Below are 23,736 nucleotides of genomic sequence, written 5' to 3' on the forward strand. Positions count from 1 at the left end.
TTTCAGACACTTCAAGCCGTGATGCCAGGTTCGCTACACTGACTGCCTTCAACACGATGGGCGAACAGATGATGCACTCTTTTTTACGCCGCACGGCGCTGGTTATCGGACTGTGGTCCAGCGCCATTTTCACGCTTCATGCGGGGGATCTGAACATTAAAAATATCGTATTAGTACATGGCGCGTTTGCCGATGGCTCAAGCTGGGCGGCCGTGACCTCTCGCCTGCAGGCGAAGGGCTACCACGTGACGGCGGTGCAAAATCCGCTGACGTCGCTGGTCGATGATGTGGCGGCAACCGAACGTGTCATTGCGCGGCACTCGGGGGATGTTCTGTTGGTGGGACACTCATGGGCTGGGGCGGTGATAAGCCAGGCCGGGAACGCGCCAAACGTTAAAGGACTGGTTTATCTTTCCGCGCTGGTCCCTGACAGCGGTGAATCTGTGGTCGATCTGCTTGAACGGCTGCACGCTCCGATGGAGGGCATGGCGGCGGATCGCGACGGGCTGCTCTGGCTGGACAATGCCGATGCCTATCATCAGCTGATGGCTAATGACCTCAGCCAGTATCAGGCGCGGTTACTCGCTGCCGCCCAGCAACCTATTGCCGCCAGCGCTTTTCGCGAAAAAGTCCAGCACGCCGCGTGGCATGACAAACCCGCCTGGTATCTGCTGACCGAAAACGATCGCGCCCTCAAACCTGACGTGCAGGCCGTGATTGCCCGACAAACCGGCGCGCGCGTGCTGCGTCTTAATGCCAGCCATCTGTCGATGATTTCACACCCGGATGCGGTAGCCACCTTTATTGATAACGCTGCGCGCCGCAGCCTGTAACCTGTCCCTTAACAACGTGGAGATCGCTATGTTACACGCAGTAACCCTGAACTATATCGCTCCGGCACAAGCTCTGGCTGCACAGCTTGATGCCCATAAAGAATGGCTGGTGGAGGGCTTCACTCGCGGCCTGATCCTGTTTGCGGGTCCACTTAACAACGGCAAAGGCGGCTACATTCTGTTTCATGCCGACAGCGCTGAGGACGTGAATGCGTTTTTACAGCGAGATCCGTTCGTCATCGACAAGCTGGTGGACTGCGAACAGGTAAGTCTCGATCCGCTTCTGCGCGCCGCGGATTTTCCCGCCCGCTGGGCAGGTGCTGCCAGGGTGGTGTGAATAATCCGCTCAAAGCCGCATGCGCGGCTTTTTTGTTGGCGGATGCGCCGTTAAGATGAGGTATGAACGAACCGGATCTGAACTTACTGATTGCTCTGGATGCGCTGCTGGCTGAAGCCAGCGTGGCGAGGGCTGCCCGTCGGCTTGGGCTGAGTGAATCCGCCATGAGCCGCACGCTTAGCCGACTGCGCGTCGTCACCGGCGATCCGCTGCTGGTGCGCGCCGGGCGTCATATGGTGTTAACGCCTTATGCCGTGGCGGTGCGCGAGCGCACGCAGCAAACCCTGTTTGATGCTCTTTCCATTCTGCGACCTCCGGCAGAAACACTCGATTTAAGCACCTACAGCCGCACCTTTATCCTGCGTGCCAACGACGGGTTTGTAGAGGCGTTCGGACCAAAATTGATCGTCGCCGCCGCAAAATGTGCGCCGCAGGTGCGCCTGCGTTTCGCGCCAAAACTGGAAAAAAACGCCATCCCCCTGCGGGAAGGCCACGTCGATCTGGAGATTGGCGTGCTCGGTGGCATGGGGCCGGAAATCCGTATTCAGGCGCTGTTCCGCGATCGTTTTGTCGGCGTGGTGCGGGCCGGACATCCGCTGGCCGCAACATCAGACGTTTCCGTGGAGGCGTATATTGCGCAGGGTCACGTGGTGGCGTCCCGGGGCGGAAAAACGCGCGGGCCGGTGGATGAGGCACTGGCGGCGCTCGGTCTGGAGCGGCATATCGCCGCCGTGGTGGCGGGCTTTCCGGCAGCGCTGGCGGTGGCCCAGGAGTCTGATCTGGTGGCGCTGGTACCCGCCTCTTTTCTGATCCACCCGCAGGCGACATCGCTGCACCGTTTTGCGCTGCCGGTAGACACGCCCCCGATCACCATTTCGCAGATGTGGCACCCGCGCATGGAAGCCGATGCCGGGCATCGCTGGCTGCGGGAATTTGTGCGGGATATTTGCCGCAAACACGCCCCCGCGTGATGCATCAGGGATTGGTGCGCGCCCGGCAATCGCTTACTATGGTGGTTTACCTCAGTCACCAAAAGGATTGCCGCTATGGCTATTATTCCGAAGAACTACGCCCGTCTGGAAGTGGATTACCGGGAACGCGCGTTAAAGATCTACCCGTGGGTGTGCGGTCGCTGCTCGCGTGAATTCGTTTATTCAAACCTGCGCGAATTAACGGTGCATCATATCGATCACGATCACACCAATAACCCGCCGGACGGCAGCAACTGGGAGCTGTTGTGCCTCTACTGCCACGATCATGAACACTCAAAATATACCGAGGCCGATCAGTACGGCTCGACGGTCATTGCCGGTGAAGATGCGCAGAAGGATGTCGGCGAAGCGAAATATAATCCGTTCGCCGATCTGAAAGCGATGATGAATAAAAAATAGCGTTACAGCGCGTGCTTCTTCAGCAGCGCGCGCAGCTGATGGTAGGTGAGTCCCAGCAGTTCCGCCGCCCGTTTCTGGTTGAATTTCGCCTGTTGCAGGCTGCTTTCCAGCAACGCTTTTTCCTGCGATTGCTGAAACTGGCGCAGATCCAGCGGCAGGGCGGGCAGCGCACCGGCGTCCTTCGTTGACGGCGCAGGCGGCGCGGCGCGGTGAAAGGGATCGATAATAATTTCATCAAGCAGGGTATCGCTGTTGCCGTGGCGGTACACCGAACGCTCCACCACGTTTTTCAGTTCACGGATGTTCCCCGGCCAGCGGTACGCCAGCAGCGTATCGCGCGCCCGTTCGGTAAAACCCGGAAACAGCGGCAGGCCCAGTTCGCGGCACATCTGGATCGCAAAGTGATCGGCCATCAGCATGATGTCGCTTTGTCGTTCGCGCAGCGGCGGCAGTTGCACCACGTCAAACGCCAGTCGATCGAGCAGGTCGGCGCGGAAGGTTTCATTTTCCACCATTTGCGGTAAATCGGCGTTCGTGGCGCACACCAGCCGCACGTTAACCTGCAACGGACGGCTGCCGCCGACGCGCTCCAGCTCGCCGTACTCAATGACGCGCAGCAGTTTTTCCTGCACCAGCATCGGTGCGGTTGCCAGTTCATCCAGAAACAGCGTGCCGCCATCGGCGCGTTCGAAGCGTCCCGGATGGCGTTTTTGCGCCCCGGTAAAGGCACCGGCTTCATGGCCGAACAGCTCGGTATCCAGCAGGTTTTCATTCAGCGCGGCGCAGTTGAGGGAAATAAACGGCCCGTCCCAACGCGAAGAGAGAAAGTGCAGGCGGTTGGCAATCAGTTCTTTACCGGTGCCACGCTCGCCGATGATCAGCACCGGTTTGTTCAGCGGTGCCAGCCGCGACACCTGCTCCAGCACATCGATAAAGCTGTTTGCTTCACCCAGAAGATTATCTTTGTATTCCGCCATGATGAAATTCGCCACTGGTTGGTGTATTTCACCACTCTAACGTATTTCACCGCTGCGGTAAAATTAATCATCCTCTTATCTATCAATAAGATATAAAGTTGGCACGGGAATTGTATTATCCATTCAGCAGGGCCTGGCCCGATAACAGAAAATATGAGGACTGAATTATGGGTATTTTTTCTCGTTTCGCCGACATCGTGAACGCCAATATCAACTCTCTTCTGGAGAAGGCTGAAGATCCGCAAAAACTGGTGCGTCTGATGATTCAGGAAATGGAAGACACGCTGGTTGAAGTTCGTTCCACCTCAGCCCGTGCGCTGGCTGAAAAGAAACAGCTGTCACGCCGTATTGAACAAGCCACCGCGCAGCAGGCGGAATGGCAGGAAAAAGCAGAACTTGCGCTGCGTAAAGAAAAAGACGATCTGGCCCGTGCGGCGCTGATCGAAAAACAGAAATTAACTGACGTGATCGCCACCCTCGAGCATGAAGTCACGCTGGTGGATGATACGCTGGTGCGCATGAAGAAAGAGATTGGCGAGCTTGAGAACAAACTCAATGAAACCCGCGCCCGCCAGCAGGCACTGACGCTGCGCCACCAGGCTGCCAGCTCATCCCGCGATGTGCGCCGCCAGCTGGACAGCGGTAAAATTGATGAAGCGATGGCGCGTTTTGAATCCTTCGAACGCCGTATCGACCATATGGAAGCTGAGGCGGAAAGCCATGGTTTCGGTAAGCAGAAATCGCTGGATCAGGAGTTTGCTGAACTGAAAGCCGACGACGCCATCAGCGAGCAACTGGAACAGCTGAAAGCAAAAATGAAACAGGATCTCCAATAATAACAATAAGGCGCCTGAGCGCGCCTTAACCTCACCTGTAAGGAGTACACATGAGCGCGCTGTTTCTGGCTATTCCCCTGACGCTGTTTATTTTGTTCGTGCTGCCCATCTGGCTGTGGCTGCATTACAACAACCGGTCGTCCAACAACACGCTGTCGCAAAGCGAACAGCAACGTCTGGCGCAGTTGAACGCCGACGCACAACGTATGCGTGAACGTATTCAGGCGCTGGAATCTATCCTGGATGCTGAACATCCGAACTGGAGGGATCGCTGATGGCTGGATTAGATCTGAATAAAAAGCTCTGGCGTATGCCGCAGCAGGGCATGGTGAAAGGGGTCTGCGCCGGGGTGGCCCACTACCTCGACGTGCCGGTTAAACTGGTCCGTCTGATCACCGTGCTGGCGATGTTCTTCGGTCTGTTTTTCTTTGTGGTGGTGGCCTACATCATCATGACCTTTGTCCTTGACCCGATGCCCGATAATCTGGCTGACGGCGAGGTGGTCCCCACCAGCGGTGAATTGCTGGATGCGGTAGACGCCGAGCTGGCAGCGGGCGAGAAGCGCCTGCGCGAAATGGAACGCTATGTCACCTCTGACACGTTCTCCCTGCGCAGCCGTTTTCGCCAGCTATAATTAACTGTTTAACGAATGAGGTTTCTGATGGCGCGTAACTGGCAACAGGCAGGACAAAAAATGAAACCCGGTCTGAAAATCGCCGGAAAACTGGTGCTGTTGACGGCGCTGCGTTACGGCCCGGCGGGAGTCGCCGGGTGGGCGGTGAAATCCGTTGCCCGTCGTCCGGCAAAAATGTTGCTGGCGCTGGTGCTGGAGCCTTTACTGTCACGCATGGCGCGTAAAGTTTCCGCCCGCTACGACAACAAACCGGTCAAACCTGTTCGTTAACCGACTTTGTCGGGGTGAAGCCCTTCATCCCGACTTCTCCTGTTCCCTCGTTTTAGTGGCATACTGCCAGTCATGTTGAAAAAAATTCCCTGATCGAACCATTCTGAACAACAGATGCAACCTGGATGCTTATGAACAGAATAAAAAACGAATTCAATGCGCTGGTGAACCGCGGGGTGGATCGCCATCTGCGTCTGGCGGTCACCGGGCTTAGCCGCAGCGGGAAAACCGCTTTTATTACGGCCATGGTCAATCAGCTGTTAAATGTCCATAACGGCGCGCGTTTGCCGTTGCTTAGCGCCGTGCGTGAAGAACGGCTGCTGGGCGTGAAACGCGTTCCCCAGCGTGATTTCGGCATTCAGCGCTTCACGTACGACGAAGGTATTGCCCAGCTTTACGGCACCCCGCCAGACTGGCCGACCCCGACGCGCGGCGTCAGTGAGATGCGCCTCGCGCTGCGTTATCGCTCCAATGACTCCCTGCTGCGCCACTTCAAAGACACCTCAACGCTGTATCTGGAAATCGTCGATTATCCGGGGGAATGGCTGCTGGATCTGCCGATGCTGGCGCAGGATTATCTCACCTGGTCGCGTCAGATGACCGGTTTGCTGCAGGGCGATCGTAAAACGTGGTCTGCCCGCTGGCGGCAACTGTGCGAGGGGCTGGATCCGCTGGCCCCTGCGGATGAAAACCGTCTGGCAGAGATCGCCGTCGCCTGGACCGATTACCTGCACCAGTGCAAACAGCAGGGGCTGCACTTTATTCAGCCGGGACGTTTTGTGCTGCCCGGTGACATGGCCGGTGCGCCCGCGCTGCAATTCTTTCCGTGGCCGGACGTGGATGCCAGCGGCGAAACAAAACTGGCGCAGGCGGATAAAACCACCAACGCCGGAATGCTGCGCGAGCGCTTTAACTACTACTGCGAAAAAGTGGTGAAGGGATTTTATAAAAACTACTTTCTGCGATTTGACCGACAAATCGTGCTGGTTGACTGTCTGCAACCGCTGAACAGCGGGCCGCAGGCGTTCAACGATATGCGCCTTGCGCTCACACAATTAATGCAGAGTTTTCACTACGGACAGCGCACGCTGTTCCGCCGTCTGTTCTCGCCGGTGATCGACAAGCTGCTGTTTGCCGCCACCAAAGCTGACCATGTCACCCTCGACCAGCACGCCAATATGGTGTCGCTGTTGCAGCAGCTGATCCAGGACGCCTGGCAAAATGCCGCGTTCGAAGGCATCAGCATGGACTGCATGGGGCTTGCCGCCGTGCAGGCAACGCAAAGCGGGCTGATAGACGTTAAGGGCGAGAAAATTCCTGCCCTGCGCGGCAACCGACTGAGCGATGGCGCGCCGCTGACTGTCTATCCCGGTGAAGTCCCGGCGCGGCTGCCGGGGCAGGCGTTCTGGGAAAAGCAGGGCTTTCAGTTTGAGGCGTTTCGCCCGCAGATCATGGATGTGGACAAGCCGTTGCCGCACATCCGGCTGGACGCGGCGCTGGAGTTTTTGATAGGAGATAAGCTGCGATGAACGAACCTTTAAAGCCGCGCATCGATTTTACCGGTCCGCTGGAAGCAGAGCAGACCGAGACGTTCAAAACCGCGCAGACCTTTGCCGGCCCGGAAGCGGATAATTTCGCGCCAGCCATTACCGATGATCTGCTGCTGGTGGACGATAAGCCGGAAGCGGTGATCGACGCAGCGCTGCGTCCGCGTCGCAGCCTGTGGCGCAAAATGGTGATGGCCGGGCTGGCGCTGTTTGGCGTAAGCGTGGTCGGACAGGGCGTACAGTGGACAATGCATGCCTGGCAGACGCAGGACTGGGTGGCGCTTGGCGGGTGTGCCGCAGGGGCGCTGATTATCGGCGCGGGTGTCGGGTCGGTCGCCACCGAATGGCGTCGGCTGTGGCGGCTGCGTGAGCGGGCGCAGGAGCGTGACGAAGCGCGTGATCTGCTGCACAGCCACGGGGCGGGTAAGGGCCGCGCTTTCTGCGAAAAGCTGGCACAGCAGGCGGGCATTGATAAATCCCATCCGGCGCTGCAACGCTGGTACGCCGCGATTCATGAAACCCAGAGTGACCGCGAAATCGTCACGCTGTATGCGCATCTTGTGCAACCGGTGCTCGACGCCCAGGCGCGGCGGGAGATCAGCCGCTCGGCGGCAGAATCCACGCTGATGATCACCGTCAGCCCACTGGCGCTGGTAGACATGGCGTTTATCGCCTGGCGCAACATCCGCCTGATCAATCGCATTGCCCGGCTGTACGGCATTGAGCTTGGCTATTACAGCCGTCTGCGTCTGTTCCGTCTGGTGCTGCTGAACATCGCTTTCGCCGGGGCCAGTGAACTGGTGCGCGAAGTGGGCATGGACTGGGTATCGCAGGATCTGGCAGCGCGGCTTTCCGCCCGTGCCGCGCAGGGTATCGGGGCAGGTTTACTCACCGCGCGCCTCGGTATTAAAGCGATGGAACTGTGCCGCCCGCTGCCGTGGATCGACGACGACAAACCGCGCCTCGGCGATTTCCGCCGCCAGTTAATCAGCCAGATGAAAGAGACGCTGCAAAAGGGGAAGCCGACGGCCTGAACCTATAACTTTACGCGGGAGTGCCTGTTTTTCCGGCAGGCTGTCAATATTTGTTGACAGATAGCTTCCTGCGCGCGACTAAGTGGCTTATGATTTCATCATAAGTTAACTGTTCAGGGTGAAGCCCCCATGCGTCTGGAAGTGTTTTGTGAAGACCGCCTCGGTCTGACCCGCGAGCTGCTGGATCTGCTGGTATTACGCGGCATAGATTTACGCGGCATCGAAATCGACCCTATCGGTCGCATCTATCTCAATTTTGCCGAACTGGAGTTCACCGCCTTCAGCAGCCTGATGGCGGAGATCCGCCGTATCGCCGGCGTTACCGATGTGCGCACGGTGCTGTGGATGCCGTCGGAGCGTGAACATCTGGCGCTCAGCGCGTTGCTGGAAGCGCTGCCGGAGCCGGTGCTGTCGGTTGATATGAAATGCAAAGTGGAGCTGGCGAACCCGGCCAGCTGCCAGCTGTTTGCCATCGATCAGTCAAAGCTGCGTAACCATACGGCGATGCAGCTGATCCCCGGCTTTAATTTCCAGCGCTGGCTGGAGGGCAATCCGCAGGCGTCCCATAACGAACACGTGGTGATCAACGGGCAGAACTTCCTGATGGAGATCACCCCGGTGCATCTGGAAGGGGAAGCGGGTGAGCCGGTGCTCACCGGCGCTGTGGTGATGTTGCGCTCGACGATCCGCATGGGCCGCCAGCTGCAAAACATGACCACCCAGGACGTCAGCGCGTTCAGCCAGATTGTCGCCGTCAGCCCGAAAATGCGGCAGGTGCTGGATCAGGCGCGGAAACTGGCGCTGCTCGCCGCACCGCTGCTGATCGTCGGCGATACCGGCACCGGCAAAGATCTGCTGGCCCATGCCTGTCACCTTGCCAGCCCGCGCGCCGCGAAACCCTATCTGGCACTGAACTGCGCCTCCATTCCGGAAGATGCGGTTGAAAGCGAACTTTTCGGTCATGCGCCGGAAGGGAAAAAAGGCTTTTTCGAGCAGGCCAACGGCGGCTCGGTGTTGCTGGATGAGATCGGCGAAATGTCGCCGCGCATGCAGGTTAAACTGCTGCGTTTCCTTAATGACGGCACGTTCCGCCGCGTAGGGGAAGATCATGAAGTGCATGTTGATGTGCGGGTGATCTGCGCTACGCAGAAAAACCTCGTGGAACTGGTGCAAAAAGGCCTGTTCCGGGAAGATCTCTATTATCGTCTGAACGTGCTGACCCTCAATCTGCCGCCGCTGCGCGATCGTCCGCAGGACATCATGCCGCTGACCGAACTCTTCGTGGCGCGTTTCGCCGATGAGCAGGGCGTGCCGCGTCCCAAACTCTCTGCTGAACTCAATACGGTGCTGATGCGCTACGGCTGGCCGGGCAACGTTCGTCAGCTCAAAAACGCCATTTACCGCGCGCTGACCCAGCTCGAAGGCTATGAATTACGCTCCCAGGATATTTTGCTGCCTGATTATGATGCGGGTAGCCTGGCCGTGGGCGAAGAGGCGATGGAAGGCTCGCTGGATGACATCACCAGCCGCTTTGAACGCTCGGTGCTGACGCAGCTTTATCGTAGTTATCCCAGCACGCGCAAACTGGCGAAGCGCCTCGGCGTATCGCATACGGCGATTGCCAATAAGCTTCGGGAATACGGGCTAAGCCAGAAGAAGGGCGAGGAGTAAGCGGGAAATCTACAGGCCCGGCCGGCCTGCGCCGCCGGGCAAATGCAAGGCGATTACGCTTTCAGCGCAGCCAGTGCAGCATCGTAATCCGGTTCGTTGGTGATTTCGTTGACCAGCTGGCTGAACAGCACGGTGTCATTCTCGTCAATCACCACTACCGCGCGGGCTGCCAGGCCTTTCAGTGCGCCTTCGGTGATGGCGATACCGTAGTTTTCCAGGAACTCTGCATTACGCAGGGTGGAAAGGGTGATGACGTTGCTCAGACCTTCCGCGCCGCAGAAACGGGAGTGGGCGAACGGCAGGTCAGCAGAGATGCACAGCACGACAGTGTCTTTCATCTCGGTGGCGAGTTGGTTGAATTTGCGCACAGACGCGGCGCAGACGCCGGTATCAATGCTCGGGAAGACGTTCAGTACTTTACGTTTGCCCGCAAACTGCGCCAGCGTGACATCCGTTAAATCTTTCGCCACCAGCGTGAATGCCGGCGCTTTGCTGCCAGCCTGAGGAATGGTGCCGGCAACGGCGACCGGATTGCCCTGAAAATGAACGAGTTGTGACATGAATACCTTCCTGTTTACATATAGTTAACGTCGCAGCTAGTTTACGGGATTAATCCTGAACTCAGCAAACCTATTTTCATCACTATACTGTCCACATCGCGCCTGAGGAGTAATGGAATGAGAACCGTCAAGGTCTATGAAGAGAACTGGCCGCTGCACTCGCCGTTTGTAATTTCGCGGGGCAGCCGCAATGAAGCGCGGGTGGTGGTGGTTGAACTGGAAGAAGCGGGCGTGCGGGCGGTGGGGGAATGTACGCCCTATCCGCGCTATGGCGAAAGCGATGCCTCAGTAATCGCGCAAATCATGACCGTGGTACCGCAACTGGAGTCCGGGCTGACGCGCCAGCAACTGCAATCGTTATTGCCGCCGGGCGCCGCGCGTAATGCGGTCGACAGCGCCCTGTGGGATCTGGAAGCGCGTCACGCCGGGCAGAGTCTGATGGAGCACCTGCACGTACCGCTGACGGGCACGGTGACCACCGCGCAGACGGTGGTGATCGGCACCCCGCAGCAGATGGCGTCCAGTGCGGCAATGTTGTGGGAAAAGGGCGCTCGTCTGCTGAAGGTGAAGCTCGATGATACCTGGATTAGCGAACGCCTGGTGGCGGTACGCTCGGCAGTGCCCGACGCCACGCTGATTGTCGATGCCAATGAATCGTGGCACAGCGAAGGGCTGGCGGCGCGCTGTCAGTTGTTGGCGGATCTGGGGGTGGCGATGCTTGAGCAGCCATTGCCCGCCAGCGACGACGCCATGCTGGCGAATTTTATCCATCCGCTGCCCATTTGCGCCGACGAAAGTTGTCACACGCGCAGCAGCCTGCAAAATTTGCAGGGCCGCTATGAGATGATCAACATCAAGCTGGATAAAACCGGCGGCCTGACTGAGGCGCTGGCGCTGGCAGAAGCGGCCTCAGCGCAGGGGCTAGGACTGATGCTCGGCTGTATGCTCTGCACCTCGCGGGCCATCAGTGCGGCGCTGCCGCTGGCGGGCAAAGTGCGCTTCGCCGATCTGGATGGCCCGACCTGGCTGGCGGTGGATGTCGAGCCAGGACTGCGCTTTTCCACCGGTCAGCTTCATCTCTGAGGCGTCCAGCGCAGCAGGTCCATCATCGCCTGCAAATAGATTTCGCTCGCCTCATCACTGGAGATGGGCGGAAACTCGGCGGTGATGCAGTTCAGCCCGATGTCGGCGCACCAGCTGCCAAAGGAGCCGGGGGTTTCATAGCCGACGCTGGTGACGTGCGGCAGGGCAAACGTCTGCGCCAGCCATGCGCCCAGCTCGCTTTGCGTGGGATCTTCAATACAGGCCAGCGGATCGTGAAACGATACCACCCAGGCCGGATGAATACGGTGAATCAACTGACACAGCGCCTGCGTTTCCGGTTCGGAGCCGGGTGTGGTGCCGGTCTGTAGCACCACATCGCGCGCCTCGGCGGCACTGTTCCAGCGGTACACCGTTTTGCCCGCCCGCCAGTTGGCCGCCGGGAAGTTACGGTTCAGATCCACGCCGTTGGCATTGGCGCGTAAACCGAGCTGGCAGCCGTCCGGGTTTACCGCCAGCACGACGTGATGATGGCGAAACGCCGGGTTCAGCGCCCGTAAGGCGCATGACAGCGTCACGATGGCGGCATTTTCATCGCCATGGGTACCGGCAATAATCAACCCGCTGTCCGGGGAGGCCTGCGGTGCCGGGAACCAGATCAGCGGCGCACCCAGACCTGAGGTGCCATAATGTTCCGTCAGCGGGGGAAAAGCCCCTCGTTCGGCGCGCGGAAGGGAAACGGACATAGACATCCTTACTCTGTCGGGTGATGGGTAAAAGTGTTAAGCAAAACACGATCCTTTTCAAATTGTTATTTTCTTAAGTTATATGTTTGCTTTCCCTATAGTTAAAACAAATAATTACCTCATCTTTTGCCGGCCGGCACCTACTTTCGAGGGGATCTCATGAAGCATTCCGTTTCCTTAACCTGCTGTGCGCTGTTGATGTGCAGTTTATCGTCGATTTCTGTTGCCGCCGAGGTGCCAGCGGGCGCAGTGCTGGCGAAAAAACAGGTGCTGGTGCGTCATATCAAAGACGAGCCTGCGTCACTTGATCCGGCAAAAGCAGTGGGATTGCCTGAAATCCAGGTGATCCGCGATCTGTTTGAAGGGCTGGTGAATCAGAATGAGAAGGGCGAACTGGTGCCCGGCGTCGCCACTAAATGGCAAAGCAATGACAACCGGGTCTGGACCTTCACCCTGCGTAACGATGCGAAATGGTCAGACGGTACGCCGGTGACCGCCCAGGACTTCGTCTACAGCTGGCAGCGTCTGGTCGATCCGCAAACCACCTCGCCATTCGCCTGGTTTGCCGCGCTGGCGGGCGTCAGCAATGCGCAAAACATCATTGATGGTAAGGCTACGCCGGACAAGCTCGGCGTTACCGCCGTCGATGCGCATACGCTGCGCGTTCAGCTCGATCAACCGCTGCCGTGGTTCGCTAATCTGACCGCCAGCTTTGCGTTTTATCCGGTACAAAAAGCGAATGTCGCGCAGGGCGCGGAGTGGACCAAGCCCGGCAAGCTCATCGGTAACGGCGCTTATGTATTAAAAGATCGCGTGGTGAATGAAAAACTGGTGGCGGTGCCGAACGTCCATTACTGGGATAACGCCCACACGGTGATCCAGCAGGTGACCTTTGTGCCGATCAATCAGGAAAGCGCGGCCACGAAACGCTATCTGGCCGATGATATTGATATCACCGAATCTTTCCCGAAAAATCTTTACCAGAAGCTGATGAAAGACATTCCCGGTGAGGTTTATACGCCACCGCAGCTGGGCACCTATTATTACGCTTTTAACACGCAGAAAGGCCCGACCGCCGATCCGCGTGTGCGTTTGGCGCTGAGTATGACTATTGACCGCCAGTTGATGGCAGAAAAAGTGCTGGGCACCGGCGAAAAACCGGCGTGGCATTTTACCCCGGACGTGACGGCCGGTTTTAAAGCCTCGCCATCGCCGTTTGCCGCCATGAGCCAGCAAGAGCGGAATGCGCAGGCTAGAACGCTATTGCAGGCGGCAGGTTATGGCCCCCAGCGCCCGCTGGATCTGACACTGCTGTATAACACGTCGGAAACACACCAGAAGATCGCCATTGCCGTGGCGTCAATGTGGAAGAAAAATCTGGGCGTGGACGTGAAGCTGCAAAATCAGGAGTGGAAAACCTATATCGACAGCCGTAACACCGGCAATTTCGATGTGATCCGGGCGTCATGGGTCGGGGATTATAACGAGCCATCAACCTTCCTGTCCCTGCTGACCTCCAGCCACAGCGGCAACATTTCGCGCTTTAAGGATCCGGCCTATGACAAAGTGTTGAGCCAGGCGGCGCAGGAAACGACGGCTGAAGCGCGTAATGCCGACTATAACGACGCGGAAAAAATCATTGCCGAGAAAGCGCCGATTGCGCCTATTTATCAGTACAGCAATGGGCGACTGATCAAACCCTGGCTGAAAGGCTATCCGATCACGAATCCGGAAGATGTGGCCTACACCCGCACCATGTATATTTTGCAGCACTGATGAATACGGGCTGGCATGCCAGCCCGTTATCCTGCCTGATGCGGGTAAATCTCGCCGCCTTTACTGAACATCACGCGGTTGCGGCCTGCGGCTTTGGCGTTATAGAGCGCCATATCCGCCTGGCGCAGCGCCGCGTCCATATCGTTATCTTCATCCTGCAAACTGACCACACCGCCGCACAGTCGCATCTCGCGCGAGTAGGGGAAATCGGTATTTTCCACGGTTTTACGGATATGCTCCGCCAGTGCGATGGCCTCGCTTAACGCGGTGTCGGGCAGGAAAATGACAAACTCCTCGCCGCCAAAGCGATTAATGATGTCGTTTTCGCGGCAGACGGCTTTCAGCAGCACCGCCAGGCTTATCAGCACCGCGTCCCCGGCGTCATGGCCATGTTCGTCGTTGACGACTTTGAAATGGTCGATGTCCAGCGCAATCAGGCAGTGATGATCGCTGTGCCGGTAGCGACGGGTCATCTCTTTGAAGCCACGGCGGTTATACAGGCCGGTCAGCGGATCGGTCATCGCCTCGTCGTTCAGCGCGCTGACCCGGTTGACCATCATCAGCACATGGTGATACACCGCCTCCCGCAGATTCGCGGCTTCCGCGTACCACGCGTGAATACCCGGCAGCGCTTTCAGCGTGCGGGTGCTGTCTTCGGAGCGCGTCAGTTCAGCCAGCTTTTCCAGCGGCGTGGAGATACGCGATGAGAGCCAGGCCACCAGTGCGATCATCAGGCTGATCACCGTCAGCAAAATCCAGGTGGCGTTTTCCGCCGTCAACGCGAGGATGCGCTGCACATTATCTGAGGTGCCATAAATAAAGATATTCCAGCCGGTGGCCTTCAGACTCGCATAGCCCAGCAGGTATTCCTCTCCCTGATGGCTAAGTAAATATTTCCCGCTCTGCTGATGGACTAATTTATCTTTAAGTTCAGGGTTAATCGCAATATGGGCACCGACGAGGGCGGGATCGTGATTATAAATAACCTTACCTTCGTCACTGACAATACTCACCTGAGAATCATCTTCATAGAAATGCTGGCTGATAATATTGCTCAGCATGCTCGGTTTTTTCAGATAGATTGAGCCAGCCAGAAATCCAAGATATTGCCCCCTGGCGTCAAAAATCGGCTGAGAAATTGACACCACATAATTTCCGGCGGCAGAAACGAAGGGGCTGGAAATAAAGGGTTTTTTAATGGCGATAGCATGCCGGGTGGCGTCAGAGGTTAGCGTTTGCCCTACCAGTCCCAGACTTTCCGGGGAGGCCGCGGCGATCTTTGCCTCGGTGGTAACAATCACCACGGAGTTAAAGAAACCGGATTGCAGACGTAAACGTTCTGTTTCCGCCTGCAAATGATCCGTATCGCTCAACGTTTTTATTTGTCGGGCGCTCCAGGCCAGTTCTCGCTGTGCCGTGGAGAAGTAGCCATCGGTGGTGTCCGCCAGCTTGCGTGCATAGGCGATATTACTGCGCAGCAGGCTGTCTTCGATATTTTCTTTCTGAATGATCCACAGCACACTCAGCAGTAGTAGCGAGGTCAGCGTGACGCTGCCAACGGAAAGAATGATCAGTAGCGAACGAAGCCCGATTCTTTTTTGAAACATGCCGGATGGTCGTCGAAAGCAGGTAAAAGGGGCGCCATGGTAGCAAACCAGACGCTAAAAATCTGTTTATTTTTCAGGCAATTCCCGTTGAGTATTGACAAAACAGCTCGGTCACTCAACGTATAAAAAAATGCTTTTTCCACGTTATATTTATGACGGCATTTTCATCATTTATGCGGTTTTAAAACGAAATAATAAATACGCTGGCAATCCATGGCTGAACGTCCCGCTACGGTGGAATATATTTTCATATTTAAGCACCGCTAAAATACGTTGTAGAGAAAGAATGAAAATAACATTAAAGGGTATTTTATTCCTCTTTGGTCAGTAAGGGTTTTATCGCTTGTGGCGCGGGTTATGCTGCTAACATGGCATAATATGCTGATGTTTTTATTTAAGGTGGCGAACAATTGCGACCATGGCGAAACTATCCGCGATTAAAGGCGAACATGATTGACATTAAAAATCAGAGTGAAAAAGGGTATTACGAATGCTATAAAACTATTGACCCCCCTCTGACGTATTAGCAGGCCTGTTTATGCTTAAACATATTAGTGTTCGAACCTTCATTATGTTATTTCTGCTGGGCATATTTGCTATCATGGAAATAATAGTGATCGCTATCTCAAAAGACACCGCACTGATAACCATGTTGAGTATTTTATGGTTGATAACGCTCAGCTTATTATGGGCCTATATGACGTTTTATTTAGTCTCGCCCATTAATACCGTTAAAAAAAGTATTGATGAGGTCATCGCCGGTAACTTATCGATTACTATCCCGATTTTCGGCAACAACTGTGCGGGGCGCTTGATCCCCGGCATCAACCATCTTTCCAGTAATATCGCCACCCTGGTGAGAGAAATCCGCGCATCGTCGCAGGCGGCGATGGATCTCTCCGGGCAGTTGCACTCCCGTAGCGCTGACCTGTCGGTAAAAACTGAAGAGCAGTCTGCCGCGCTGATCCAGACGGCCTCCAGCATGGAGCAGATGGCGGCAAGCACGAAAAATAATGCGGAAAATACCCAGCTTGCCACGCGCTGCGCCAGTAATGCGACGGGCAGCGCGCGTAAAGGCGGCGAGCTGATGGATCAGGTATCAAGCAACATGCAGTCGATTACGGACTGCGCCCAGCAAATGACCGATATTATCGCCATGATCGACGGTATCGCCTTCCAGACCAATATTCTGGCGCTGAACGCCGCGGTGGAAGCGGCCCGCGCCGGCGATCACGGTAAAGGTTTTTCGGTGGTGGCGGGCGAGGTCAGAACGCTTGCGCACCGCAGCGCCGAAGCGGCTAAAAGTATTAAGTCGCTGATCGCGGTGACGACGGAAAACGTCAGCCAGGGCGCGCGCGTGGTGGACGAAGCCAGCAAAAATATGCGGGAGATCGTCGCCGGTGCGGGACAGGTGAGCCAGTTTATGGATGAGATTTCGGTTTCGACGCTGCAACAGGAAAAAGGCATCGCGCAGATCACCCTGGCGTTGTCGGAGCTGGAGAAACTGACGCAAAGCAACGTCACCATGGTGGACGAGTTGTCTGGATCAGCCGACGTGCTGAAAAGCCAGGTGCTTGAATTGCAGGGCAGAACGCGCAGCTTCCGACTGGAAAATACCCCGCCGTCGGTCGCGCAAACGCCCGCGCCATTTCTTCATAAAATTCAGCGCACTGGCACCTTTTCTGATTGCTTAACCCCCGCAGACGGCTAGACTGTTTCCATTACAGTGCTGAAGGCGGAGGGGTCGTGGAAGCAATTAAGGGATCGGACGTTAACGTTCCGGATGCAGTCTATGCCTGGCTGCTCGACGGCAAAGGGGGCGTAAAAACGCTCAGTGATGGCGACGTTATTGACGAACAGCATCCATGCTGGCTGCACCTCAACTATACCAATCAGGAGAGCGCGGCCTGGCTTGCGACCACGCCGTTACTGCCCAACAATGTGCGGGATGCGCTCGCGGGCGACAGCCTGCGGCCACGGGTCAGCCGGGTAGGCGAGGGGACGCTCATCACGCTGCGCTGCATTAATGGCAGCACCGATGAACGTCCGGACCAGCTGGTGGCGATGCGCTTATATATGGATGAGCGGCTGATCGTCTCGACGCGGCAACGTAAAGTGCTGGCACTGGACGACATTGTGCACGATTTACAAGAAGGCACCGGGCCGACGGATGTCGGCGGCTGGCTCGTGGATGTCTGTGATGCGCTGACCGATCATGCCAGTGAATTTATTGAAGTGCTGCACGACAAAATTATCGACCTGGAAGATAACCTGCTCGATCAGCAAATCCCCCCGCGCGGCTTCCTGGCCCTGCTGCGCAAACAGCTGATCGTGATGCGGCGTTATATGGCACCGCAACGGGATGTTTATGCCCGTCTCGCCAGTGAACGTTTCCCGTGGATGAATGACGATCAGCGTCGGCGGATGCAGGATATTTCTGACCGTCTGGGGCGCGGGCTGGATGAAATTGACGCCTGTATCGCCCGCACGGGCGTGATGACCGATGAAATCACCCAGGTGATGCAGGAGTCGTTGTCACGGCGCAGCTACACCATGTCGCTGATGGCGATGGTGTTTTTACCCAGCACCTTTTTGACCGGGCTGTTTGGCGTCAACCTTGGCGGAATTCCGGGGGGCGGCTGGCATCTGGGTTTTGCGATCTTCTGCCTGATGTTGGTGGTACTGATCGGGGGTGTTACCTGGTGGTTACATCGTAGTAAATGGCTGTAAATTTTAACGTTTTTAACAAAATGCAAACATGAAAAGGCCATCTTAGTTGAGCGAAATCAATAAAACGCCGGTTCATTCAGGGCACTATCTTTCCCGCAGGTGAATGCAACGTCAAGCGATGGGCGTTGCGCTCCATATTGTCTTACTTCCTTTTTTTTGAATTACTGCATAGCACAATTGATTCGTACGACGCCGACTTTAAAGAGTCGGCTTTTTTTTGCCTCTTTTCCATGAGCTTCTACCCTTAAAGGACGATTTGTTCATGCGGAGGTAACCATGTCCCGTCTCAATCTGTTTAATCCTGTTGATACACTGCCCACCGATCCGATCCCCGTCGACCCGGTTCCGGTGCCCGATCCTATCCCTCGCCCACAGCCATTACCCGACCCGCCGCCAGACGAGGTACCGATTAAATTGTCGCGTTGAGAGGGCAGATCTGAGAGGATACGCGCCTGCACAACCCAGGCCTTTTATCGCGAGAATATACTGTGACCGTTTTTTCATCTCTGAATGCACTGCCCGCCGCCCAGATCGAGAACCTTAACGAACTGGGCTATTTAACCATGACACCCGTCCAGGCGGCCGCGCTCCCTGCGATCCTCGCCGGGAAAGATGTCCGCGTGCAGGCAAAAACCGGGAGCGGAAAAACGGCGGCCTTTGGTTTAGGACTGTTGCAGCACGTTGACGCCAGCCGTTTTCAGACGCAGTCGCTGATTTTATGCCCGACCCGTGAACTGGCGGATCAGGTCGCCAGCGAGCTGCGCCGTCTGGCGCGTTTTATGCCGAACATTAAGATCCTGACATTGTGCGGCGGCCAGCCGTTTGGCGCGCAGCGCGATTCGCTGCAACATGCGCCGCATATTATCGTCGCCACGCCGGGGCGTTTACTGGATCACCTGCAAAAGCACACCGTGTCGCTCGAACACCTGCAAACGCTGGTGATGGATGAAGCCGATCGCATGCTCGATATGGGCTTCAGCGATGCCATTGACGCAGTGATCCGCTTTGCGCCAGCGTCGCGCCAGACGCTACTGTTTTCCGCCACCTGGCCGGACGCCATTGCCGCCATCAGCGGGCGCGTGCAGCGCGATCCGCAAACCATCGAAATTGATACCGTCGACGATCTGCCTGCCGTTGAACAGCAGTTCTTCGAAGTTTCCCGCAACGGCAAAATCGGTCTGCTGCAAAAACTGCTCAGCGAGCACCGCCCGGCGTCCTGCGTGGTGTTCTGTAACACCAAAAAAGATTGTCAGGAAGTCTGCGATGCGCTGAACGAAGCAGGGCAGGACGCGCTGGCGCTGCATGGCGATCTGGAACAGCGCGACCGCGATCAGACACTGGTGCGCTTTGCCAATGGCAGCGCCCGCATCCTGGTGGCGACCGACGTGGCGGCCCGCGGGCTGGACATCAAATCCCTTGAGCTGGTGGTGAACTACGAGCTGGCGTGGGATCCGGAAGTGCACGTGCACCGTATTGGCCGTACCGCCCGTGCCGGTAACAGTGGACTGGCAATCAGCCTCTGCGCGCCGGAAGAAGCCCAGCGCGCCAATATTCTGTCGGAAATGCTGCAACTGAAGCTGAACTGGCTCAGCGCACCCGCGAACGTGAAGGTAGTCCCGCTGGAAGCAGAAATGGCGACGCTGTGCATTGATGGCGGTAAAAAAGCCAAAATGCGTGCCGGGGATGTACTGGGCGCGATGACCGGTGATATGGGGCTGGACGGGGCAGACATCGGCAAAATTACTATTCATCCGGCGCATGTCTATGTGGCGGTGCGTCAGGGCGTGGCACGTCAGGCGTGGAAACAGTTCCAGAGCGGGAAAATCAAAGGCAAAACCTGCCGCGTGCGTTTACTGAAGTAGCAATTCACGCCTCTCTGGCCATGTGACCAGAGAGGCGGCACCTCATTTCACTTCGATAACGTTAAGGCGCAGTTCGTCGAGCTGTGCCTCGTCGTCTTCCGGCTGCCAGCCCACCGGTTGCAGCGGAATGGATTCGCGATCGAACGCCAGATCGCCGCCATCCACCACCTCAGAACCGTGGGTAATGCCTTTAAAGTCAAACAGACGGGTATCGTTCAGGTGCGACGGCACCACGTTCTGCATGGCGCTGAACATGGTTTCCAGGCGGCCAGGATAGCGTTTATCCCAGTCCCGCAGCATGTCGCCAATCACCTGACGTTGCAGATTCGGCTGTGAGCCGCACAGGTTGCACGGAATAATCGGGTAGCCTTTCGCCTCGGCAAAACGCTCAATGTCTTTCTCGCGGCAGTAGGCCAGTGGACGGATCACAATATGCTTGCCGTCGTCGCTCATCAGCTTCGGCGGCATGCCTTTCATTTTGCCGCCGTAGAACATATTCAGGAACAGCGTTTGCAGAATGTCGTCGCGATGATGGCCGAGGGCGATTTTCGTGGCGCCCAGCTCAGTGGCGGTACGATAAAGAATGCCACGACGCAGACGCGAACAGAGTGAACAGGTGGTTTTACCTTCCGGGATCTTCTCTTTGACGATGCCGTAGGTATTTTCCTCAACGATTTTATATTCCACTCCAAGCTGTTCGAGATATTCAGGAAGAATATGACCCGGGAAACCAGGCTGTTTCTGGTCGAGGTTAACCGCCACCAGCGAAAAATTGACCGGCGCGCTCTGCTGCAGATTGCGCAGGATCTCCAGCATGGTGTAGCTGTCTTTGCCGCCTGACAGACACACCATAATGCGATCGCCTTCTTCAATCATGTTGAAGTCTGCAATGGCTTCACCCACATTGCGGCGCAGACGCTTCTGGAGTTTGTTCAGGTTGTACTGTTCTTTTTTGTTAACTTCTTGATTTTGTTGCATTAATTACTACCTTTGGCACCAGGATGGGCATACAGGGGCAAACTTTTTAAAATGCCAGCTTGTCGTCAAGCATGAGCACGGGTCAGCCATTTAACTCTTCAATCCACGCACCGTAGATGTCATAAACCCTTTGCGCGTTTCCGTGCTCCATCTGGCTCGCTATAAAAGACGGATCCGCACGGGCTGAAAAAGCCATCAGGAAAAAGTATGTTGCGTATGGTACGGATTGCGCCGACGAATGCCAGCACGTTTTATCACTGCGTTGAATTTGGGATCAATACTCGATAAAGAGTAGTCGGTTTTTGCTCGCTTTTTCGCACCCTGGGTATAAATAGCCCCATCCAAAGATTGATGAGGCGATTGTCGTATACTTTGAGTTTTTCTATTACGCGTGAGTGAACGGCTCTCCGACGATGGGATAAGGATTAATATACGGGATCCTGTAGAAAATTATGGTGAGATATTGGTCACGGACTGGATTTTCCAGGAGCCGTTTTCTAACACGAAGCAGTCAGCAACCACATGTTTTTTATCGTTACCGAAAGCGACGTAAACATGGGTGCAGACCGGGTCCAGTTCCGATGAAATCACGCTGACGTTATTCCAGTCTGTATTGAAATCCTGCGCCTTGATGAACATGTCCGCGTCCGCTACGTCCTTGTCTTCGCTATCGCCGGTGTACATTGCTTTCAGGTCATCAATGGTTTTTTTCGTGACGTACGGGGCCAGCCCCTTAAAATCGGTAAGGGGTGTTTTATCCTGCTGTAGCTGCCCCATATACCACTGATTGAATTTAAGGGCGGTTTCTTCAGGCCCGGATGCAGAAGCCAGCAGCGGAATAAAAAATGCTATGAGACTGAGTGTTTTCATTTAATCGTGCCTGTAGATAGCGTAAGAGGGGCGAACTTTTCTGTATTCCTCTCCGGGATACATGCCGTGCTGCTGCTTAAAATCACTCATCCATTGCTGACCATCGTAGATGCAGGCGTGACCAATGGGATGATGCTGCGTTGGCTGGATAACGGCAATATCTCCCTCGACAGGGGAGCCGTATACCTGGTGAAACCCTGCAAGCCTTAAATTACTCCCCATATCTCTGGCGTAATGCGTATTTTGCAGAGGCGCACCACCAGCGCGTACTGCTCTTGAAACAAATTCAGCACATCGCCCCTGGCTGCCACCAAGTGCGTGTAATCTTGCGTATGTTGCAGCCCTGTGAGCATTCCACATAATCTTCCCTTGTGATTATTGTTTGAAAAGTATGAACATACGCTCATCAGGTACTTAATTCTGTAATTAATTTTATAATATATATACATTTATTTGGCTGGTGAATCGAATCATCTGAATTAATATAAAATTATTATCTTACTGTTTCATTAACATCGCCTGATTACTCCTCCCGACTGCGGCATCATTTTATATCAGCAGTACAAAAAAATAGTCACTGCCTCATTAATTATATTTCGTGATTAAGATAAATCGATAACCCCCGTTATTATCTGCCCACTTCAGCAGAGCACCACAATAACGTTTTGCTGTGACATTTATTTAACTCCATACAGGTAATTATTATGAACAGAAAAATCATGATCAGTGCATTAATTGGTATTGCACTGTGTTCCGCACAAACCATGGTTCATGCGGCAGACGGTACTATTAATTTTACCGGCGAAATTGTGGCTGCCGGTTGTGATATTAATGGCGGCACGACCCCGGCGATCGATGTTGATTTAGGCCGCGTATCGGCATCGTCATTTAGCGGCGTCGGCTCCACCTCGTCGCCAACGCAATTTACGATTTCGCTTAGTCAATGTCCGTCCACCTTTACCAGCGCTACCGTGAAATTTGATGGCCAGCCCGATGCCGATGATCCTGCGCTGCTGGCAGTGAGCGGCGGCGCAACCGGCGTTGGCATTGAGCTGGACGATCAGCTTGGCGCGCCAGTACCTTTACAGGCTGCTTCCCGGAGCTACCCGATTAATGGATCCACACAGGCGCTGGACATGGTCTTTACCGCACGTTTTAAAGCAACCCAGCCTGTGGTGAGCGAAGGGGCGGCAAACGCGACATCACAATTCACCATCAATTATCAATAACTAAAAGCGTACGCAGACAGGAACTTCCCTTGAGGCTGACATGATGCCAGTTATTAAGGCAGGGATGCCTGTTTTTTTAATCAGTCAGGAGTCAGGGGGGCGCGATGCGTTATTTTAAAATCATTTTAACGGCGGTACTGTTTTTATTATTTGTGCGCAGCCAGGCTTATGCCGGCGTGGTCACTCAGGCTACGCGGATTATTTATCAGGGCGATGCGCGCGAAGCCACGTTATTAATCAGCAATACCGATAAAAACGAACCTTTTTTGGTGCAGTCGTGGATCGATAATAAAGGCGTGGACGGGACGCAGGCCGAAACCAGCAAACCGCCGTTTATCGTTACGCCGCCACTGTTTCGTCTGGAGGCACAGGCGGATAACAGCCTGCGGATCGTCTATACCGGTGGGGCGCTGCCCGCCGATCGTGAGTCGGTGTTCTGGCTGAACGTGAAAGCCATTCCCCGCAGCGCCCAGTCGGGTAATGTGTTGCAGGTGGCGATCAAAACCCGCATCAAACTGTTCTGGCGACCGCAGGGGCTGGGCGCGATGCCGCCTGAGCCGCTGCGTTTCCGGCGCGACGCGCAAAGTCTGGTGGTCACCAATACCAGCCCTTACTACGTCACGTTTCAGCATCTGGACGTCGGTGGCGCGGCGGTGGCAACGGGCAGCCAGATGGTACCGCCACGCGGCACAGCCCGTTATCCGCTGGGCGCGGCCACGGGGAGTCGGGTGAACTGGCAAACGATCAATGATTTCGGGGGCGCGAGTGTCTTGCAACATGCGCCGCTGCAGTAAGTCGGGTGGTGAG

26 protein-coding genes are annotated in these 23,736 nt (G+C 55.8%); 19 read left to right on the forward strand and 7 right to left on the reverse strand.

Features of this window, described 5'->3' with window-relative positions; translation table 11 throughout:
• The first annotated feature begins 71 nt into the window (after positions 1 to 71).
• The 4 genes from KW828_RS15475 to yajD all read left to right on the forward strand — a co-directional run bounded on the left by KW828_RS15475 (position 72) and on the right by yajD (position 2,561).
• A complete protein-coding gene (locus KW828_RS15475) occupies positions 72 to 833 on the forward strand; it encodes an alpha/beta hydrolase (RefSeq protein ID WP_371316131.1) in 762 nt (253 codons plus the stop codon).
• Between the two features lie 28 nt (positions 834 to 861).
• Positions 862 to 1,170 (forward strand): YciI family protein, encoded by a 309-nt coding sequence (locus tag KW828_RS15480; RefSeq protein ID WP_218337188.1) that lies wholly within the window; start codon positions 862 to 864, stop codon positions 1,168 to 1,170.
• A gap of 62 nt (positions 1,171 to 1,232) precedes the next feature.
• Positions 1,233 to 2,141, forward strand: a complete 909-nt coding sequence (locus KW828_RS15485) for a LysR family transcriptional regulator (RefSeq protein WP_218337189.1) — start codon at positions 1,233 to 1,235, stop codon at positions 2,139 to 2,141.
• Positions 2,142 to 2,216: 75 nt separating this feature from the next.
• A complete protein-coding gene (gene yajD, locus KW828_RS15490) occupies positions 2,217 to 2,561 on the forward strand; it encodes an HNH nuclease YajD (protein ID WP_072568597.1) in 345 nt (114 codons plus the stop codon).
• A gap of 2 nt (positions 2,562 to 2,563) precedes the next feature.
• On the opposite strand, the gene pspF is transcribed toward yajD, so the two are convergent.
• Complete coding sequence (gene pspF, locus KW828_RS15495; RefSeq protein ID WP_218337190.1) at positions 2,564 to 3,553, reverse strand: phage shock protein operon transcriptional activator; 990 nt, start codon at positions 3,551 to 3,553, stop codon at positions 2,564 to 2,566.
• A gap of 152 nt (positions 3,554 to 3,705) precedes the next feature.
• On the opposite strand from pspF, the gene pspA reads away from it, so the two are divergent.
• The 7 genes from pspA (at position 3,706) to tyrR (ending at position 9,530) form a co-directional block, all read left to right on the forward strand.
• Complete coding sequence (pspA, locus tag KW828_RS15500) at positions 3,706 to 4,374, forward strand: phage shock protein PspA (protein ID WP_088218596.1); 669 nt, start codon at positions 3,706 to 3,708, stop codon at positions 4,372 to 4,374.
• Positions 4,375 to 4,424: 50 nt separating this feature from the next.
• Positions 4,425 to 4,649: an envelope stress response membrane protein PspB gene (gene pspB / locus KW828_RS15505; RefSeq protein ID WP_088218595.1), complete on the forward strand. Its 225-nt coding sequence runs from the start codon at positions 4,425 to 4,427 to the stop codon at positions 4,647 to 4,649.
• Positions 4,649 to 5,008 (forward strand): envelope stress response membrane protein PspC, encoded by a 360-nt coding sequence (gene pspC, locus KW828_RS15510; RefSeq protein ID WP_218337191.1) that lies wholly within the window; start codon positions 4,649 to 4,651, stop codon positions 5,006 to 5,008. Before pspB ends, pspC begins: the two co-directional genes overlap by 1 nt.
• 27 nt (positions 5,009 to 5,035) lie before the next feature.
• The gene (pspD, locus tag KW828_RS15515) at positions 5,036 to 5,278 is read left to right on the forward strand and encodes a phage shock protein PspD (RefSeq protein ID WP_088218593.1); all 243 of its coding nucleotides are present in this window, start codon (positions 5,036 to 5,038) and stop codon (positions 5,276 to 5,278) included.
• 131 nt (positions 5,279 to 5,409) lie between these two features.
• Positions 5,410 to 6,807, forward strand: a complete 1,398-nt coding sequence (locus KW828_RS15520; RefSeq protein ID WP_218337192.1) for a YcjX family protein — start codon at positions 5,410 to 5,412, stop codon at positions 6,805 to 6,807.
• The gene (locus tag KW828_RS15525; protein WP_218337193.1) at positions 6,804 to 7,859 is read left to right on the forward strand and encodes a YcjF family protein; all 1,056 of its coding nucleotides are present in this window, start codon (positions 6,804 to 6,806) and stop codon (positions 7,857 to 7,859) included. The genes KW828_RS15520 and KW828_RS15525 overlap by 4 nt, the downstream gene beginning before the upstream one ends.
• A gap of 129 nt (positions 7,860 to 7,988) precedes the next feature.
• Positions 7,989 to 9,530 (forward strand): transcriptional regulator TyrR, encoded by a 1,542-nt coding sequence (gene tyrR, locus KW828_RS15530; RefSeq protein ID WP_218337195.1) that lies wholly within the window; start codon positions 7,989 to 7,991, stop codon positions 9,528 to 9,530.
• Between the two features lie 53 nt (positions 9,531 to 9,583).
• On the opposite strand, the gene tpx is transcribed toward tyrR, so the two are convergent.
• Positions 9,584 to 10,090, reverse strand: a complete 507-nt coding sequence (gene tpx, locus KW828_RS15535; RefSeq protein WP_218337196.1) for a thiol peroxidase — start codon at positions 10,088 to 10,090, stop codon at positions 9,584 to 9,586.
• Between the two features lie 117 nt (positions 10,091 to 10,207).
• Between tpx and ycjG the strand changes: the two genes are divergently transcribed.
• Entirely contained in the window at positions 10,208 to 11,173 is a 966-nt protein-coding gene (gene ycjG / locus KW828_RS15540) for an L-Ala-D/L-Glu epimerase (RefSeq protein ID WP_088218588.1), read from the forward strand.
• Here ycjG and mpaA read toward each other — a convergent pair.
• Positions 11,164 to 11,877, reverse strand: a complete 714-nt coding sequence (gene mpaA / locus KW828_RS15545; protein ID WP_218337197.1) for a murein tripeptide amidase MpaA — start codon at positions 11,875 to 11,877, stop codon at positions 11,164 to 11,166. The genes ycjG and mpaA overlap by 10 nt on opposite strands.
• A 159-nt stretch (positions 11,878 to 12,036) precedes the next feature.
• Here mpaA and KW828_RS15550 point away from each other — a divergent pair, with 159 nt between their 5' ends.
• A complete protein-coding gene (locus KW828_RS15550; RefSeq protein WP_218337198.1) occupies positions 12,037 to 13,653 on the forward strand; it encodes an ABC transporter substrate-binding protein in 1,617 nt (538 codons plus the stop codon).
• A gap of 26 nt (positions 13,654 to 13,679) precedes the next feature.
• Here KW828_RS15550 and KW828_RS15555 read toward each other — a convergent pair whose 3' ends face one another.
• Positions 13,680 to 15,260: a sensor domain-containing diguanylate cyclase gene (locus KW828_RS15555; RefSeq protein ID WP_218337199.1), complete on the reverse strand. Its 1,581-nt coding sequence runs from the start codon at positions 15,258 to 15,260 to the stop codon at positions 13,680 to 13,682.
• A gap of 649 nt (positions 15,261 to 15,909) precedes the next feature.
• Between KW828_RS15555 and KW828_RS15560 the strand changes: the two genes are divergently transcribed.
• The 4 genes from KW828_RS15560 to dbpA all read left to right on the forward strand — a co-directional run bounded on the left by KW828_RS15560 (position 15,910) and on the right by dbpA (position 19,852).
• Positions 15,910 to 16,971 carry a methyl-accepting chemotaxis protein gene (locus KW828_RS15560; RefSeq protein ID WP_371316132.1) on the forward strand — a complete coding sequence of 354 codons (1,062 nt, stop codon included), beginning with the start codon at positions 15,910 to 15,912 and terminating at the stop codon, positions 16,969 to 16,971.
• Between the two features lie 35 nt (positions 16,972 to 17,006).
• Entirely contained in the window at positions 17,007 to 17,990 is a 984-nt protein-coding gene (zntB, locus tag KW828_RS15565; protein ID WP_218337201.1) for a zinc transporter ZntB, read from the forward strand.
• Between the two features lie 291 nt (positions 17,991 to 18,281).
• The gene (locus KW828_RS22060) at positions 18,282 to 18,416 is read left to right on the forward strand and encodes a hypothetical protein (RefSeq protein ID WP_305730781.1); all 135 of its coding nucleotides are present in this window, start codon (positions 18,282 to 18,284) and stop codon (positions 18,414 to 18,416) included.
• A gap of 62 nt (positions 18,417 to 18,478) precedes the next feature.
• Entirely contained in the window at positions 18,479 to 19,852 is a 1,374-nt protein-coding gene (gene dbpA / locus KW828_RS15570; protein WP_218337202.1) for an ATP-dependent RNA helicase DbpA, read from the forward strand.
• A 42-nt stretch (positions 19,853 to 19,894) separates the two neighbouring features.
• Here dbpA and ttcA read toward each other — a convergent pair whose 3' ends face one another.
• The 3 genes from ttcA to KW828_RS15585 form a co-directional block, all read right to left on the reverse strand.
• Complete coding sequence (gene ttcA / locus KW828_RS15575; protein ID WP_218337203.1) at positions 19,895 to 20,830, reverse strand: tRNA 2-thiocytidine(32) synthetase TtcA; 936 nt, start codon at positions 20,828 to 20,830, stop codon at positions 19,895 to 19,897.
• A 450-nt stretch (positions 20,831 to 21,280) separates the two neighbouring features.
• Complete coding sequence (locus KW828_RS15580) at positions 21,281 to 21,700, reverse strand: DUF3828 domain-containing protein (protein ID WP_218337204.1); 420 nt, start codon at positions 21,698 to 21,700, stop codon at positions 21,281 to 21,283.
• Complete coding sequence (locus KW828_RS15585) at positions 21,701 to 22,060, reverse strand: CHAP domain-containing protein (protein ID WP_218337205.1); 360 nt, start codon at positions 22,058 to 22,060, stop codon at positions 21,701 to 21,703.
• A gap of 344 nt (positions 22,061 to 22,404) precedes the next feature.
• Between KW828_RS15585 and KW828_RS15590 the strand changes: the two genes are divergently transcribed.
• Both KW828_RS15590 and KW828_RS15595 read left to right on the forward strand, forming a co-directional pair.
• On the forward strand, positions 22,405 to 22,929 hold the full coding sequence (locus KW828_RS15590) for a fimbrial protein (RefSeq protein ID WP_218337206.1): 525 nt from the start codon (positions 22,405 to 22,407) through the stop codon (positions 22,927 to 22,929).
• A gap of 104 nt (positions 22,930 to 23,033) precedes the next feature.
• The gene (locus KW828_RS15595; protein ID WP_218337208.1) at positions 23,034 to 23,723 is read left to right on the forward strand and encodes a molecular chaperone; all 690 of its coding nucleotides are present in this window, start codon (positions 23,034 to 23,036) and stop codon (positions 23,721 to 23,723) included.
• The last annotated feature ends 13 nt before the right edge of the window (positions 23,724 to 23,736 follow it).

The sequence above is a fragment of the Enterobacter sp. ENT03 genome (assembly GCF_019218745.1).
GTDB lineage: Bacteria > Pseudomonadota > Gammaproteobacteria > Enterobacterales > Enterobacteriaceae > Enterobacter_D.